Origin of the sequence: Bradyrhizobium sp. (genome assembly GCF_022844465.1) — a bacterium.
GTDB lineage: Bacteria > Pseudomonadota > Alphaproteobacteria > Rhizobiales > Xanthobacteraceae > Bradyrhizobium.
In genome coordinates this window covers 186,678-202,081 of the sequence record NZ_JALHLP010000005.1, presented here as the reverse complement: position 1 = coordinate 202,081, position 15,404 = coordinate 186,678, and the positions used below count along the sequence as shown (strand labels likewise).

Here is a 15,404-nt window from a genome sequence, read left to right as displayed (position 1 = left end):
CGTGTTGCTACGGCCCCTAAATTTACCTTTGGTTAGTAACCTTGACTTAAGGGTTGCGGCAATCGGGCGATCTTTTGGACGCCCCTTGTTCACGCAACCTGCGCCAGCGTATTTGTCCGGCGCGTCTGTGTGATTCGACACATTCAATCGATTGCAATGACACGATGATGTGACAGCGCATCGTCGCGCGTCAAAGTCCGGACTCGTTGCGGTCGCACGAACTTCACGTGCGCCCGCTATGAGACGCCACAAGAATTGTGGGCAAGAGCTGCGAGAACGCCGAGGCACCATGCAAGACGAATTCGACTACGACCTGACCCCGGACCAGTGGGAAACGCTGAAGGCGTTGCGCTCGCCGGCGTCGCGGCTCCCGCGCATGAGCCGGCACGCCATCGATGGCTTGATCGCGCTGGGGCTCGCCGCCATCAACGGCGATGCGCCAGGCATTACGCCGACCGGCCGCAGGGTGCTGGTCAGGGGTTCGTCGCGGCTGCTGCAGGACCTGGCGGCTTGATATCGCCATCCTCGCGAGAGGCGATCGCGAATCAGGCCACCGCGGCGCGACAAAAGCCGCTCAATGCGCCTCGGGCCTGGTCCGGGCGATGATCTCGGCGGCGCCCTTGTCGAGCAGGTCGAGGCCGGCGGCGCGGCCGAGTTCGCGCGGGCGGTCCGCAGCGCCCTGCTGCGACACCTCGATGAAGCGGTCGCCCGCTTCGTCCAGCACCGCCGCCGTCAGCGTCATCTCGCGGCCCGCAAGCGTCGCATAGCCTCGTCGCGCCCGCGCGCGAAATGTCGATGATGGTCGGCGCGCTGTTCGGCATGCTGATCCTCGGTGAACGGGTCACGGCATGGCGGGTCTTGGGGTGCGCGATTCTGATCGGCGGCGTCATCCTGCTTGGATCGGATTCGGCGTAGGACACGATAGCACCGCATTCCCCAGCACCGACGTTATTCCCTCCTAGCTAGCAATCTGGCAAACTGCGTCTTCGAGTTGGCGCGGGATGCAGGGGGCTAAAGGCGCTAAATGGCAACACTGAACGAGTACTTCATCAAGAATGGTGGACGTAATCTCACTCTCGATGAGAGGTGGCCATTGGGAGATAACACGGGCAAGGTGTTTGGCGAAATTACTGCGCGCCTTCATTTTGACTTCGAGGCATATGCTCAATACATCTCATTCTATGTTCCGAGTATGGAAGAGCTGGAGCTTCCAGAAGCATTTGCGCTTCGGGATATCCCTCGTCTATTGAAGGCTCCTTCAGAGCGTGCGCAGGTTACGATGGGATTAGGTGAAGAGCAAACAGACGGCAAAGACTTGATTTTTACTGGTCAGGTATATCTTTACTCCGAACGACCAGTGAAAGCGGAACACAAGGCGCGATTGCTACAGGAGGCAGCGGCGATTGGGCATAGACTGACGTTTAGAAGCGTCGAGTACATGAACGAGCGAAATAAGTATGAGAAGCCTCTAGCGTTCATCTCGCATGACAGTCGAGATAAGAAGGCAATTGCGGAGCCGCTCGCCCTGCAATTGCAGAGAATGATGTGTCCCGTATGGTTCGACCAATACTCGTTGCGCGTCGGCGACAGTTTGCGCGGCAGTATCGAGAAGGGGCTTCAAGAATGCCCGAAATGCATCCTCATCCTGACACCAAACTTTCTCAACAACAATGGTTGGACTAAGGTGGAATACGACTCGATATTCACGCGCGAACTCGTTGAGCGTCAACGTGTCATCTTGCCCGTATGGCACAACGTCACGCCAGAGGACGTGTACAAATATTCGCCGATCCTTGCGGATCGATTTGGCGCTCGATGGTCCGAAGGAGTCGAGGAGACCGCCAGGAAGTTACTGCTAGCTATTGAGGCTCCCGCCTAACGGTTATCCTCACCATTCACGTTCGACGGCGTCATCCTTGACCTGCTTGAATCGGCCTCGGCCTGACGTCCACCGACCGTCACACCGGCTTTTCGTCGTACGTCACCGGCGAAGTGACCACCAGCAACACCGGATCGACCAGTCCCGAATTTGCGATGGCGTGTTCGACGCCGGACGGCGGGACGATGAAGTCGCGTGCGGGCGACGTGATTCCCAATCCGCGGGTAGATGCCGGTTCGCGTCAGGCCAACGCGGCGCGACCAACACCGCTCAATGCGCGTCAGGCCTTGTCCGCGCGATGATCTCGGCAGCGCCCTGGTCAAGCAGGTCGAGGCCGACGTCGCGTCCAAGTTCGCGCGGGCGGCTCGCCCCGCCCTGTCGCGACACCTCGATGAAGCGGTCGCCGGTTTCGTCCAGCACGGAAGCCGTCAGTGTCATCTCGTCGCCCGCGAGCGTCGCGTAACCCGCGATCGGCGAGTTGCAATGGCCGTTGAGGACCCACAGCACCTCGCGCTCGGCCTCGGCGCAAAGCCGCGAGGCCGCGTCCTCGATCTTCGCCAGCCGGCCGCGCGTCGGCCAGTCCTGCGCGACGCATTCGACCGCGACGATGCCCTGCCCCACCGCCGGCAGCATCTCGCGAACCGAAAAATCATAAGCGATGCGTGAGGCCATCCCGATGCGCTCCAGCCCCGATCGCGCCATCACCAGCGCGTCCGCAGGCCCGACCTCGCCGCCATCAGGCAGCCGCTGCCTGTCGCCGCGGTCGAGTTTGGCCACGCGGGTATCGGCGGCGCCGCGGAAATGAATCACGGTGATCTCGGGAAACAGCCGGCGCAGATAGGCCGCGCGCCGCACCGCATCGGTACCGACCTTGAAGCCCTTGCCGCGCGCGGCGCGTATTTCCGCCAGCGCGAGTCCGGGACGCAGCACCAGCGCGTCGTTGGCGGCGTCGCGCGGCAGCATCGCCGCAATGACGAGGCCCGGCGTCTCCTCGTTGCCGGGGACGTCCTTCAGCGAGTGCATCGCCGCCTGCAATTGCCCGCCGCGCATGGCCTCGCGGATTTCGGCGACGAAGGCGCCGCCCTTGCCGCCATAGCGCAGCAGCTTGCTGGTCTGGTCCTGGTCGCCGCGGGTTTCGAATCTGACGATTTCGACGTCGATCTCGGGATCGGAGGCGCGCAGCAGCCGCGCGATCGCATCGGTCTGCGCCAGCGCCATCGCGCTCTTGCGCGTGCCAATCCGTAGGCTCTGTCCCGACACAAGCTCTCCGTTCGAACGCGATCAGGGCCGCCGAAAGCGGACCACAACCCGATCGCGACGCCCCGTTTGGTAAAGCAAGCGGCCGATCAAGACAATGACCTGACGGCGTAGGTGCTGTGCCGCTCAGCCTTCCGCTTCCCGCTCCATGTCGCGGCCGGACAGGTCCTCGCCCTGCATGTTGGCGTAGTCCCGCGCCATCTCCCGCATCAGGAATTTGGCGGGGACGTCATGATAGGAACCGTGGTCGTTGATATATTGCATGTAGGTCCGCCCGGCGCCGTCGAACGGGTGCAGCAGCGCGTCGTCGTGGCCGTCGAAATCGAGTGGCGCGACGCCGACCTTGGCGCAGAGCGTGGCGTTGAAGGTCGGCGTTGCCTTGCGCCAGGCGCCATCGACATGGACTTCCGAATAGCCGTGCCAGGTGAAGATGTCGGTCCCCATGCTGGCGCGCAGCTTGGCCGTGGTGAGATGGTTGCGCACGTCGGCGAATCCGACCCGGGCGGCAACGCCGTGGACGCGGCACGCCGCGGCGTACAGCGCCGCCTTGCCCACGCAATAGCCGACGCCGGCCGCCAGCACGCTCGAAGCACGGAACGTCTCCGGCGCGCGCATGTCGACATAGGGGTTGTAGCGGATGCCGTCGCGCACCGCGCGGTAGAGCAGGCTTGCCTTTTCCCGATCGCCGGCGTTGACGGCGACCGCGGATCTGGCGAAGTCCTGCACCGCCGGATGGTCGCTGTCGATATATTCGCCGGGATCGGTGTAGAGGCGGCGGAGCGTGTAGGAAAGCGCGTCGGGCATGCCACAGTCTAGCAAGCGGCATTTGCGCAATTCAATTCAATAGTCGGGCCTGGCGCGGCCTTGCCGGAGGGCGGCTGACCACGCCTGCCGGGGGCGCGGACGCCCCCGAGCCGGCAGCGTCCATCCATGCTTCGCCGCCCCGGGGGGTGGCGTTCCTGCTCACCCGGGGAACAGGCGATGTGCGTTGATCAGTCCCGATGAGCGCCGTTCTTGCGGACCAGGTCGGACAACTGGGCCACGAGTTCTCGAAGCCGGGCGTTCTCCTCGATCAGTGCTCGGGCTTCGTCGGCAGGTTCATTGTTGGCGCGAGGCGCCGGCCCATCGCCCTGAAGGGCGTCTTCAAGCAGCGCCAGCGCGTCGTCGGTCGGTTCGTCAACCCAAAATGTGGGTTCGCTGCGGCGGCCTTGCTTGCTATGCAGCGGTTGGTCTACTCGCATGATTTATACTCCACGAAAAAATGCAACATACCCCCAGTCAATCTGGTCGCGCGGCCAGACTGAAGTGAGTCGGCCGGCAATTTTGCGACGAAAATGGGAAGCGGATGGTGACGACCCCGGCGCCAAAGCGGCGTCATTGCGGCGAATCACAGGCGTCTTTGCAAGCTCGCTACAGAGCGACGATCGCCAGTTGGCGCAGCGCGTAGAGCACCTGCAGGCCGGTCACAACCAGCGCCGCGATCATCAGATAAAAACTAAGATGCATGTAGGGCTTTGAACCAAATGCTTTTCCCGGCCCGCGCGGATTTTGCGCCAGGCCGTCAACCAAACTCGGTACGCGTCGGAAAGGGCACGCGCCGGCGAAGCTGCTGCCGGCAATCGCAAAAGAAAGCCTCCGCCGCCGCGGAAGTGATGCGGTTATCGCGAACTTCTGGTTGGTATCGTGAACCTCTTCTGTCCGGAGGTTTCCTGTTCGACGCCGGATTCCCGGCTTTCTTACGTGCTGTAGAAGATCTTGATCGCCCACAGCACGACGACGATGGCCGTTACCAGCGTGGCCGCCGTCAATACACTTTCTAAGGAAGCGACTCTCATACTACTCTCCGCTTCCCAGCCCCGTTAGCGGTCTAGTTGATTCGTCGATTCCACCGCAACCGCGCCATCATGACGGCTTGAAAGCCGCAACCGCTTGTGCTTTGCGGGCCACACCTTCTCCTGCGCCGGCAGCGGACCGAACATTAGCAACACACCGTCGCCCGCAAGCGGCTAGCGGGCTATTCCGGCCGAACTGCCGCGGCATAGCCCGTTGCGACCGGCACGCTTCGCCGCCGTTCCGCCAGCGCCGCCAGGCGGTCATATTCCTCCGCGACCTTGAGCAGGCGCCCCTGGTCCTTGACGGCGTTGGCGGCGATGGCCCTGGTCCGCGCTGCGCGCCGGCGCCAGTGCTCCGCATTGGTCAGGTAATCCGTCATCGCTGTCCCCCAACGTGGTTCGGTATTCGAAACCCGCGCTGACTTCAGAATGCCGGGCGATACGTCAAATTTTTGGCCTAAACCGATCCGCGATGTGGCTGGGAGCCGCGCGAGCGGCGTCGGCGATCCCGGTCGCCGCACTTGTCGGCGGTCCCGGGCGCCGAGCTCGTCGGCGATCCCGGTCGCCGAGCTTGTCGGCGATCCCGAGCGCCGAGCTTGACGCGTTTGCCGGCGCGTTTCCGACTCAAATTCGCCCCCGACTCAAGCGAAGTTGTTCGCCGCGAACGCGCCGCGCGATCAGGATCCGTCATGAACACCGAACGCCCCCCGCCCCGTCAACGCGCCCGTGCCGGTGTGCCGGGCGAGCGGCATACTGTTCCGCCGTCGCGCCAGGACGATGCCGTGATCCAGGCGGGTGGATCCGCGGATCGGGAATCCCGCGACATTGCGCTGCTGCTCGAGGATAACGCCAGGCTTCGCAAGCTCGCGGTTCAACTGTCGAACCTGCTCGGCGACCTTCCCGATCGCAACGCGTGAGTCCGGACCGGGCGTCGAACGGATTGAGACATTAGTGCAACAACCGTCATCCGAAATTCCGGAAGGTACAGCGTTGGGAAGCGAACACGGTCTTGTGGGAGTATAATTGCAGCGGTGGTAGCGAAAGGAGTTTTCGGTGTCGAAGTCTGCAATTGGCGAGCAAGTCGAGAACGTCGCCCACGAATCGGGCACGGCCATCGTCGCGCTCTCGCGCGCTGAGGGAACTCTTGCACCCGTGGTCGATGCAGACGGTCACGGCGCGCGCGGACTTTTCCCCAGGTCGAAGCCGGCGTTCATGCTGGCAAGTCAGGAGACCGCATGACCGCCCGTCCAGCCACACAAGCAATCCCGCCAAGCGAACTGACCAATGGCGGCGACAGCGCCGCGCGCGCCGAGCATCCGTTCGACCGCCTCGCCAACGCCTTGAATCGTTCGCCTGGATTGGAGCGCGTCCGCGCGAACTGGAATCCGGTTGGCTTCAAGCCAACGCCGGAGATCATCCATCGGGAGCCACGTTCCGGTTCGATCGAAACCGAAAAGGCGCTGCTGGCGGCGATGACGGACGGTATCGTCAAGACGTCTGGCAAGGCGCCCGCAGCCAAGCGCAGCCGCGCCGCTCCGGCGTCCAAACGCCCGAAGGCGGCCAAGCCCGATGTGGCCAGGCTTGAGGAAATCAAGCCTGAGGAAATCAAGGCTGAAGAGATCAAGGCGCCTGAGATCAAGGTGAATGACGGGCAGGCGGCGCCGGCCGCGCCGCTGACGGTTGCCGCCGCACCGATCGCGCCCGAAGCGGCTGCCGTCGCCCCGCAACGCACCAGCCGCGCCTTTGCGATTATCGCAGCCCTCGCGCTGGCGACGGTGGCGGCGTATTTTTCCGTCACCGGCATGGCCGAGATTTTTCCCGGCGCGCCGGTGGCGGTGATGGTGCTGGCGGCGACGATGGAGGCCGGCAAGCTTGTGATGGCGGGGTGGCTGGCCGCGCATTGGCGCCGGGTCGGATGGACGACGCGCGCGGTCATGGTCAGCCTCGTGACCGGCCTGGCGCTGATCAACGCCGTCGGGGTGTTCGGCAAGCTGGTCGAAGCCCATGTCGGGGTGGCGGCCTCGGCGCGATCGGGCGTCGCCGAGCGCATTGAGTCGCTCGACGCCCGGATCGCGGCGCAGTCGGCCGCGATTGCCGACCTCGGCAGTCGCATCGCGCAGATCGACCGCGCCGTGGACGAATCGACGCGGCGCGGCCGGGTCACCAGCGCGATCAACATCGCCACCCAGCAGCGGGCGACCCGCGACGGACTCGACGCGCAGCGACAGGCGGCAACCGCAACGCTGGTCGGTCTGCAGGCGCAGCGCGCCGCGCTGGTGGGCGAGCGCGCCCGCATCGAGGCCTCCACCGGCCCGGTCCAGTATCTGGCGACAATGGCCGGCGCTGCGCCGGAATCCGCGGTGCGATGGCTGATCCTCTTGATGGTGCTGTGCTGCGATCCCGCGGCGATCGCCCTGACCGCGGCGGCGGCGGGTTCCCGGCGCTGATGCGCCCGGGTCAGCCATCCGAAATCAGATATGCGGCCGGCGGCGGCGTGGCGGTGGCGTTCGGGCCGTGGCGCATCTCACGCCTTGGGCTGCCGGGAGGGCTGACTGTGATTGAGGGTCTGATAGGATTGTCCTCCCTCGGGATTCCATGGCAATATTGGCTCAGGAGGAATCGAGACAAATGAAACGCGCCAAGATGATCCTGACCGCTTCGCTGCTCGCCGGGATGAGCGCGCTAACGGTGAATGATTCCGCGGAAGCCCGCCACAAGCGCGGGGGATCCAGCGATTATGTGGTAAGTGCCGCGGTCTGCAGCCCTCCGCCGCCTCCCCTCTCCTATATCTATCCTGCCCCGAATTGGGAGCCGTTCTTCCGACGTCATGTCTACCGCTACGGCCCGATCCTGATTTGTGAACCATCATTTCGGACGACAAAGGTGATTTCGGTTCTCAATTAGAGTGAAGTAAATGGCGGCTTCGCCGCAGCTGTGATCTTTTCGCGACAGCCCTGGAAAATCAGCGTCACGCGCGGCCATACCCCCCGAGCGGCGGACGCCCGAAATCCCGACTGCCCCTATCGATAGCTGACACGCAATTCGTCGGGGGCTCCATGCGACAGCATATCATGGCCGCGGGACTGGTCGCCGCCACCGTGGCGGGATTGGACGCGGCGGCTTCCGCGCAGCAAGCCTCGCCTTACGCGCCGCGCGGCGCGGTCAGCCAGGGCCTGGAAAGCGGGTTTTACGTCTGGCTTGACGGCGCGTACCACAATGTCAGCCTGCCGGCCTACCGGCTGGGTTTGCACGCAGCGACCCGCGTCGCGCTTCAGGACCGCGGTTCGGTGCAAACGATCGAGCCTCATGTGGATGGCGGCGGCTTTCGCGGCGCCATCGGTTATGCCGTGCCCGGGACCGGCGCAAGATTTGAGTTTGGCGGCTCCTATGTGCAGGCCAAGGCCAGCGATTCCAGCTTCACATCGACCTCCGACATGGCGATCGGAACCCAATTCGTGGATGGTCGCATCGGCAGCGGATATGTTTGCTCGACGGCCGTGTTCTTCGGCAGCTGCAACGTCTCCGGTGTGCTCAACAGCGAGTACGCGGCCTGGCAGTTCAACGGCAAGGTCGCCGCCGAACGCACCCTTGGCTCGGTGAAGCTGACGCCTTTCGTGGCCGTCTTTGGCGGCAATACCCGAGCCTTGCAATCGCTGTCCCAGTCATTTGCCTATATCGACAATGGTACGGGATTGACAACCACAACCGGTCGGTATTCCGCCAACACAGACCTGAAGTGGACCGACATCGGCGCGCGCGCAGGTTTCGATCTTCACGTCCCGGTTTCCGCGGCGCTCACCATCGGGTTCACCGGCTGGCTGGGAGCGGCCGGACGCGAGACGTCGCTGTCAGCGAGGGACTCCGCGAGCGACACCTTTGCAAACTTCGACGGCAGCGGAGCGCTCTCGACCCGCGATAACAAGACGGTGCTGCTCGCCAACGCGGAAACCGGCTTCGCCTACAAGCTGACCCCGGCGGCGGCGTTGCGTGGCTTCGTCGGGCTCAACTATGATGGCGGCGTTCCCGGCATTGCCACTCCCTCGTTCGCTGGGTCCTTCGCCATCGCAACCTCAGGGCCGGCGGCCGCGATCAACTACCACAGCGAGACCAGCTACTACGCCGGCGGCGGCGTGACGGTGAAGTTCGGACCGTAGCGCATCACGCCTACGGCCGCGCCGCGACCGGCGGCGTCAGGCTTGCCACCAGCTTCGCCAGTTCACTTTGCTCCGACGTGCCGGTTTTCTCGAACACGCGGGCGAGATGGGTTTTCACCGTGGAGTCGGCGATGCCGAGCGCCTCCGCCGCCGCCGCGCGGTTCTTGCCCGAGGCGATCTCGACCAGCACGCGCGCCTCGGTCGGCGTCAACTCATAGAGCGCGACCAGCGCCTCCACCGGCAGCAAGGCATCGACCCGCGCCGGCGTCACGAATACCGCCGCCACCGCGCCGGGCGCCAGATCAGGCCGCAGTTTGCCGGATTTGAGCGGCAGCACATGGGCGATGGCGGGCCGGCCGTCGCGGCCGGAGACGGGCACGCCGATGCCGGCCAGGCCGATCCGGGATTCGTTGCGCGCGGCGCGGTTGATGGCGGTGACGAGCGCCGACGTCGCCTGCGTCGAGCTGGCGCGCAACAATCCGTCTTGCGACATGATCGGCGCACCAGCGCCCAGCATCGCTTGCGCGGCGGCGTTGGCATGGCGGATGCGCGCGTCGGCGTCCACCAGCACCACCGCGACGGCGAGCGTGTCCAGCGTCGTCTCGAACGCCGTCGCGACGATCGACTTTATGTCCAACAAATCGCCGATGGCGACGGCGCGGCGGATATGCGGGACGAGTAACTCGGCGATCGCCAGATCCCGCGGCCCGACCAGATCGCGCGTGGGCGGAATATACAAATGAAACGCCCCCATCTGGCTTCCTGATCGCATGATGGTGCCGTTGATTGCGTCTTGGTAGCCGGCAGGCTTCGCCCATTCCAGAAAGAAGCGGCTCTGACAAAACTCCTCGGTGCTGATGCCGGTCTTGTCGCAGAGGCGGCGCGTATCCGAGATGTCACCCACTTCTTCGCGCTGCATCGCCGGCCAGAACGGCATCAGGGCCGCATACTTTTCCTCGAATAGTTTCGTCCAGGCAGGATCGCCGCCCCATTGCGCGGCCCAGCGCATGGACATCTGCCGATAGTCAAAAATGCTGATAGACCCCATCGTCGCGCCGACCAGGCCGCAGGCGGACTCGATCGCATCCGGCCACAGCGCCGGATCGACTGCGCTGTCATAGATCTTGCCGATGACGGCGGAGAGCCTGTCAGACGTAATGTCGGCAATCATCGAGCGCTCCAGCATCCAGCCAATCGATGAACGCAATCACGCGAGAAGACAATTGCCATCGTGTAACCAGCTACCACGTTCGGACCGGAACGCATCTTACGCTACGGCCGCGCTGCGACCGGCGGCGTCAGGCTTGCGACCAGCTTCGCCAGTTCGCTTTGCTCCGAGGTGCCGGTCTTCTCGAACACGCGGGCGAGATGGGTTTTCACCGTCGAGTCGGCGATCCCTAGCGCTTCGGCTGCCGCCGCGCGGTTCCTGCCCGAGGCGATCTCGACCAGCACCCGCGCCTCGGTCGGCGTCAGCTCGTAGAGCGCGACCAGCGCCTCCACCGGCGGCAGCGCTTCGAGCTGCGCCGGCGTCACGAACACCGCCGCCACCGCGCCGGGCGCCAGATCCGGCCGCAGCTTGCCGGACTTCAGCGGCAGCACATGGGCGATGGCGGGGCGGCCGTCGCGGCCGCTGACGGGCACGCCGATGCCGGCCAGCCCGATTCCGGATTCATTCGCGGCGGCGCGGGCAATGGCGGTTGCGAGCGCCAGCGTCGCCGGCGTCGTGCTGGCGCGCAGCAATCCGTCTCGCGACATGATCGGCGCATCAGCGCTCAGCATCGTCTGCGCGGCGGTGTTGGCATGGCGAATGCGCGCCTCGGCGTCCACCAGCACCACTGCGATGGCGAGCGTGTCCAGCGTCGCCTCGAACGCGGTCGCGGCGATCGATTTCATATCCAGCAGATCGCCGATGGCGACGGCGCGTCGGATATGCGGGACCAGCAGTTCGGCGACCGCCCATTCCTCCGGGCCGCAGAGATCGCGCGTCGGCGGAGTCAGCAGATGGAAAAGCCCAAACTGCGTTTCCGAACGGCTGACGATGGAGGTGACGGAGTCGCGATGCCCGGCCGGGTCGGCCCATTCGGTGAAGAATGGGCTCTTGCGGATTTCCTCCTCGTTGCCGCCGGCGATCTCGAACGTGCGGCGCGAACTGATGACTTCACCCACGTCAAATTTCGGGATGATCTTCCAGAACGGCATCATCTCCCCGTATTTCTCCCGATACAATTTCATCCAATGCGGATCGCCGCCCCATTGCGGACCGTAGCGCATGCCCCACCGATCCGAATCGTAAATGCCGATATAGCTGTGCGTCGCGCCGATCAGCCCGCACGCGCCTTCGAGCGCAAGCGGCCACAGCGCCGGATCGACCGCGCTGTCGTAGATCTTGCCGATGACATCTGAAAGCTTGTCAGGGGCGATATCGATGGACATCGAGTGCTCCAAATTATTTGCGGCCGGTTTCTCGGCCGTCACGGCCGGGCCTATGTCCCGGCCATCCACGCCTTAATCTGAATTGAAAGTATCAAGACGTGGATGCCCGCGACAAGCGCGGGCATGACGTGTCTTTCTCCAAGCGCACAATGAAGAGCGGAAACTAACCAAAAACAATAGTGTCTTTTCCTTCATCCCCCGCACGGGGGATGCGCGGGCGATTGCCGCCGAAACCTTGAACGCGGATGAAAAAATTGCCGCGAATTGCGCCGCGAACATGCGCATCTGCGCGCCACTTCACCCGCGCGGGGGACGCCCGGCGACATCCCGTTCACTACAATTTTGCAAATCCAATCAAAACCGATTGGCGCTACGATTCGTTCGAACCGATCCATAACGGCCCACGACTAGTGTCCGGTGGAGTCATGATGACTCCATGCAACATCAGGAGAATCTCTAATGAGCGCGATCACCAATCTGCTCAAGAGCACCGCCGCCATCGGCGCTGTCGCTCTCGGGCTGTGCTTCGTCGCCTCGCCGGCGAGCGCCGAGGGCAAGGCCGCTGGCTCTACCTGGAATGCCTCCACGTTCGCTGCCGCCTGTCAAAGTTCAAACAGGTGCATCGGAGGAACTGGACCGGGAGGAAGCGGCTACTACGGTCAAATCAATAACGACGGCAAGACGACGCACGTCAGATGCACGACTACCCGATGCACCTATGATACGAGATCCGATCCTACGACTGGCGGTGGCGGCGGCGGCGGCTCGCCGGCGCGCGTGGCCGCTCCCGATAAGACTCTCGGCACCGGCGTCGGCCTCAGCGGCCTGCTCGCGGCTCAAGGTGCGAGCACGCCGGCCAAGCCCAGCGTCCCAAAGACTGGCCCGAAAGTCGATACCGTGTACGCGCCGGTCGACAAGCCACCGAAGATCGAGATCGCCAGGCCGGCGCAGGTCGAGCCTCCTAAGCTGACCGCCGTCCCGGCCAAGGACATCAAGGTCAACACCATCCGGTAACTGGCGTTTGATCATGCATCGGTGGCGCCTGCGGGCATGATTGCCCGCAGGCGGTTTCGAAAAGCCGGTTTGAACCTCTCACGGCGAGCCGCGATTGATGCTGGATGCAACCGAATCGCTTCAACAGGGGATACCGATGTCTGCCATCGCCGATCTGCTCAAGAGCGCGGCGGCCGCGGGCGCTGTGACGCTCGCATTGTGCGCCAGCCACACCTCCGCCTCCGCGGAGGTGCGCGCTTGTACAGCTTCGGAGTTCACCTTTGTGACTGATGCAAACATCATCAACTGCGCCGTAGCGGGGGGTGGCATTCTATGCACCAGCTTCGGCGCACCACGATGCTGCCCGCCGAACGCCACACAAGCTTTTCAATGCGACGGGCTTGTGAACAGAGTTACCACTCCCCCGCCAGGAGTACGCCCGCCAACCGTCAAGCCGGATATCCCGGCCGTCACCAGCGTTAGTCCACCGCCGAAAACTCCGCGCATTCCGCGCGCCGAGACCGCGCCCGCCAACGTCGCACCGGTGAAGCCGCCGTCTGGCCCGATTGTCAGATAGGCGGCCGGGGGTGCGCGGACATAACTCGTTACACTTTTGGTTCGATCGATTTAACCAAGACAATTTTCAGGCTGGATGAGCAATGCGACGATCTCTCGATGAAGTCAGATGCTGGACCGCGCCGTTCACAACCCTGCTGCTGGCAAGCGCGCTGCCGCTCGCGCAACCCGCGTCCGCGCAGCAGGCGCCGACCTTTTTCTTCATGACCAATTTCGAGGCGCTGCACACGTCGGAGAACGGCGGCAGCGCCGTGCCGGCGCGCGGCGCCAACGCCAACATCCGCCCGATCGCCGGGCTGACCGGCAAGGTGCTGGGCGACGCGACGCTGACCGTGCTCGGCGGCGCGTCCGCCACCCGCTATTCCGAAACGCCGCGCAGCGACGCCGACAGCCTGTTTGCGATGGCGAACCTTTCCAGGACCGTCGGCGACTACAAGTTCGGCGCTTCTTTCCTGTTCGCCAATTCGCAAGACCCGACCTTCGCCGTCGGCGTCGCCAAGACCTACGACACCACGCTGTCGATCTCCCGCGCGTTCACCCCGGAGGCGTTCGGCGGCTGGTCGATCACGCCGCAACTGAAGGCGTCGCGGCGCAATTCGGACGCGCTGATCGTCGAGCGCTGGGCGGTCGGCGCATCGATCGAGGCCTCGCGCCCGGCCTTCGGCGGCAGGTTCACCATCAGCGGCGGCTACGACTGGCTCGACTACGTCGCGGACGGGCGACACGACGACGCCTTCATCATGTCGTCGAGCTGGCTGTACGACCTCGACGCCACCGTACAGTATGGGCTGAAGGCGGATGCGGTGTTCGCTAAATCGAACGTGACCGGCAAGAGCGTGGATTCGTTTTCCATCGGACCCACCTTGCGGGTATTGTTCGCCAAATGAACCGGAGAAAAATCATGCGCAGGCTTGTCCTCTCGATGCTGATCGCCGCGGTGGTGGTCCCGGCGCCGGCCATGGCCGCCGCGCTGGGCAAGAATCCCGGCGCCAGTCCCGCCGCCGCCGAGGTCGACGACCTGCTTCGCCGCATCGAGCGCGATCTCGACCGCTTGACCCGCGGCCTCAACAGCGACGTGGCGCACATCGAGAAAAAGCGCCGCCCCGCCGCGACGCCGGCCGAGGGATCGCCACGGCTGATGCAGCGGTGAATTCGGTTAGGGTTAGCGCATTACGGACGACCGATCCGATATTCCCTGGCGAGTTCATTATCTACCGCGTCGATCATCGCGACCACATCGCGCGCGTCGGACTGAACTACAAGTTCAGATAGCGGCCAAACGCCCTCGCGCGTCGCGACCGGGACCCCATGACAGGCACGGCTGCGATGCGCCTATCACTTGGCAGCGCCGCGCGCTCGCAGGCATACGGACAACTTCGCTTGTCGGGCAAATCACTTCCACCGGCTGCGTCGCCCGGCTGTCCAGCCTCCTGCGAAAAAATAATCTGCTTTTCTGATAATCCGAATTGATCTATAAGCCGCTTGTCTCTTCCCGGCAAGAGGGGCGATCGCGCGTCGTCACGAACGTGGGAAGGGATGCGGTGGACGCGGGCAGCGCCGGCGCGCAAGGGATCGCAGGGCGGACTTTCCGTGAGCGATTCTTCGAGCGCGCGATACGAACGGCGATGGCCTGCGTACGGCAAAAGCGTGTGGTCCTGGCAACCCGTGGCTGGTGTCAAGCCGGCGGAGATAGCGAGAGCCCAACCGGGCTTTTCGCAATCGTCAATCCGCCGGCGATGGAGGCAAGACGAATTCGTCTCCAGGGAGAGTACGCCATAAGCCGTCAACCCATTGCGCAGGGAATGCCGGCGTGCCCCGGCTGTACCTGTATGCTCGTGTGCGCCCACTACCAAATCTTTGCACACGAGACCGCGGGTGCAGCAAGCACCCGGCATTCCCTGCTCCCTCTTTTCGGGGGAGACAAGGTTCAACTACAGCAAACCTCGGGCTCTATGAGCCGCGAGAACGCGAACGTATACTCAGTCGTCGTCATCCGCGAAGGCGGATGATCCAGTATTCCAGAGACAGCCGTGATAGAATCGAGAAGCCGCGGCGTACTGGATACCCCGCATGCGCGGGGTATGACGATCCAACGCATACCCAGTCGTCGTCACCCGCGCGAGTGCGCAATTGCGCACGGGGCGGGTGACCCAGTATTCAGAGACAGCAGTGATAGAATCGAGAAGCCGCGGCGTACTGGATACCCCGCTTGCGCCGGGTATGACGATCCAACGCGCACTCAGTCGTCGTCACCCGCGCGAGTGCGCAATTGCGCACGGG

The 15,404-nt window shown here is 64.1% G+C and carries 18 protein-coding genes and 1 pseudogene; 10 read left to right on the top strand and 9 right to left on the bottom strand.

Going from position 1 to position 15,404, the window contains the following annotated elements; translation table 11 throughout:
* Nucleotides 1-289: 289 nt before the first annotated feature.
* Nucleotides 290-514 carry a hypothetical protein gene (locus Q0D31_RS12140; protein ID WP_291850509.1) on the top strand — a complete coding sequence of 75 codons (225 nt, stop codon included), beginning with the start codon at nt 290-292 and terminating at the stop codon, nt 512-514.
* 60 nt (nt 515-574) lie between these two features.
* Here Q0D31_RS12140 and Q0D31_RS12135 read toward each other — a convergent pair.
* Nucleotides 575-769, bottom strand: a pseudogene (locus Q0D31_RS12135) (hydroxymethylbilane synthase); the annotation flags it as partial.
* 255 nt (nt 770-1,024) lie between these two features.
* Between Q0D31_RS12135 and Q0D31_RS12130 the strand changes: the two are divergent.
* Nucleotides 1,025-1,879 carry a toll/interleukin-1 receptor domain-containing protein gene (locus tag Q0D31_RS12130; RefSeq protein ID WP_291850506.1) on the top strand — a complete coding sequence of 285 codons (855 nt, stop codon included), beginning with the start codon at nt 1,025-1,027 and terminating at the stop codon, nt 1,877-1,879.
* Nucleotides 1,880-1,958: 79 nt separating this feature from the next.
* Here the strand turns inward: Q0D31_RS12130 and Q0D31_RS12125 are convergent, their stop codons facing one another.
* The 6 genes from Q0D31_RS12125 to Q0D31_RS12100 all read right to left on the bottom strand — a co-directional run bounded on the left by Q0D31_RS12125 (nt 1,959) and on the right by Q0D31_RS12100 (nt 5,348).
* A complete protein-coding gene (locus Q0D31_RS12125) occupies nt 1,959-2,096 on the bottom strand; it encodes a hypothetical protein (protein ID WP_291850503.1) in 138 nt (45 codons plus the stop codon).
* 53 nt (nt 2,097-2,149) lie between these two features.
* Nucleotides 2,150-3,139: a hydroxymethylbilane synthase gene (hemC, locus tag Q0D31_RS12120; RefSeq protein ID WP_291850499.1), complete on the bottom strand. Its 990-nt coding sequence runs from the start codon at nt 3,137-3,139 to the stop codon at nt 2,150-2,152.
* 123 nt (nt 3,140-3,262) lie between these two features.
* Nucleotides 3,263-3,940, bottom strand: coding sequence for a transglutaminase family protein (locus Q0D31_RS12115; protein WP_291850495.1), 678 nt, complete (start codon nt 3,938-3,940; stop codon nt 3,263-3,265).
* A gap of 188 nt (nt 3,941-4,128) precedes the next feature.
* Nucleotides 4,129-4,377: a hypothetical protein gene (locus tag Q0D31_RS12110; protein ID WP_291850493.1), complete on the bottom strand. Its 249-nt coding sequence runs from the start codon at nt 4,375-4,377 to the stop codon at nt 4,129-4,131.
* A gap of 169 nt (nt 4,378-4,546) precedes the next feature.
* The gene (locus Q0D31_RS12105; protein ID WP_291850490.1) at nt 4,547-4,705 is read right to left on the bottom strand and encodes a hypothetical protein; all 159 of its coding nucleotides are present in this window, start codon (nt 4,703-4,705) and stop codon (nt 4,547-4,549) included.
* A 445-nt stretch (nt 4,706-5,150) separates the two neighbouring features.
* On the bottom strand, nt 5,151-5,348 hold the full coding sequence (locus tag Q0D31_RS12100; protein WP_291850487.1) for a hypothetical protein: 198 nt from the start codon (nt 5,346-5,348) through the stop codon (nt 5,151-5,153).
* 309 nt (nt 5,349-5,657) lie between these two features.
* Here Q0D31_RS12100 and Q0D31_RS12095 point away from each other — a divergent pair, with 309 nt between their 5' ends.
* From Q0D31_RS12095 to Q0D31_RS12075, 5 genes are all read left to right on the top strand, one after another.
* On the top strand, nt 5,658-5,885 hold the full coding sequence (locus tag Q0D31_RS12095; RefSeq protein ID WP_291850484.1) for a hypothetical protein: 228 nt from the start codon (nt 5,658-5,660) through the stop codon (nt 5,883-5,885).
* A gap of 136 nt (nt 5,886-6,021) precedes the next feature.
* Nucleotides 6,022-6,207 carry a hypothetical protein gene (locus Q0D31_RS12090; RefSeq protein WP_291850481.1) on the top strand — a complete coding sequence of 62 codons (186 nt, stop codon included), beginning with the start codon at nt 6,022-6,024 and terminating at the stop codon, nt 6,205-6,207.
* On the top strand, nt 6,204-7,415 hold the full coding sequence (locus tag Q0D31_RS12085; protein ID WP_291850478.1) for a hypothetical protein: 1,212 nt from the start codon (nt 6,204-6,206) through the stop codon (nt 7,413-7,415). The genes Q0D31_RS12090 and Q0D31_RS12085 overlap by 4 nt, the downstream gene beginning before the upstream one ends.
* 181 nt (nt 7,416-7,596) lie before the next feature.
* Nucleotides 7,597-7,872, top strand: a complete 276-nt coding sequence (locus Q0D31_RS12080; RefSeq protein WP_291850475.1) for a hypothetical protein — start codon at nt 7,597-7,599, stop codon at nt 7,870-7,872.
* A gap of 152 nt (nt 7,873-8,024) precedes the next feature.
* Nucleotides 8,025-9,122, top strand: a complete 1,098-nt coding sequence (locus Q0D31_RS12075) for a hypothetical protein (protein WP_291850472.1) — start codon at nt 8,025-8,027, stop codon at nt 9,120-9,122.
* 10 nt (nt 9,123-9,132) lie between these two features.
* Here the strand turns inward: Q0D31_RS12075 and Q0D31_RS12070 are convergent, their stop codons facing one another.
* Complete coding sequence (locus tag Q0D31_RS12070; protein ID WP_291850469.1) at nt 9,133-10,293, bottom strand: LuxR C-terminal-related transcriptional regulator; 1,161 nt, start codon at nt 10,291-10,293, stop codon at nt 9,133-9,135.
* A 101-nt stretch (nt 10,294-10,394) separates the two neighbouring features.
* Nucleotides 10,395-11,555 (bottom strand): helix-turn-helix transcriptional regulator, encoded by a 1,161-nt coding sequence (locus Q0D31_RS12065; protein ID WP_291850467.1) that lies wholly within the window; start codon nt 11,553-11,555, stop codon nt 10,395-10,397.
* 459 nt (nt 11,556-12,014) lie between these two features.
* Between Q0D31_RS12065 and Q0D31_RS12060 the strand changes: the two genes are divergently transcribed.
* The 3 genes from Q0D31_RS12060 to Q0D31_RS12050 all read left to right on the top strand — a co-directional run bounded on the left by Q0D31_RS12060 (nt 12,015) and on the right by Q0D31_RS12050 (nt 14,274).
* A complete protein-coding gene (locus tag Q0D31_RS12060) occupies nt 12,015-12,569 on the top strand; it encodes a hypothetical protein (RefSeq protein WP_291850464.1) in 555 nt (184 codons plus the stop codon).
* A 638-nt stretch (nt 12,570-13,207) separates the two neighbouring features.
* On the top strand, nt 13,208-14,011 hold the full coding sequence (locus tag Q0D31_RS12055; protein WP_291850461.1) for a hypothetical protein: 804 nt from the start codon (nt 13,208-13,210) through the stop codon (nt 14,009-14,011).
* 14 nt (nt 14,012-14,025) lie between these two features.
* The gene (locus Q0D31_RS12050; RefSeq protein WP_291850457.1) at nt 14,026-14,274 is read left to right on the top strand and encodes a hypothetical protein; all 249 of its coding nucleotides are present in this window, start codon (nt 14,026-14,028) and stop codon (nt 14,272-14,274) included.
* Nucleotides 14,275-15,404 lie beyond the last annotated feature (1,130 nt).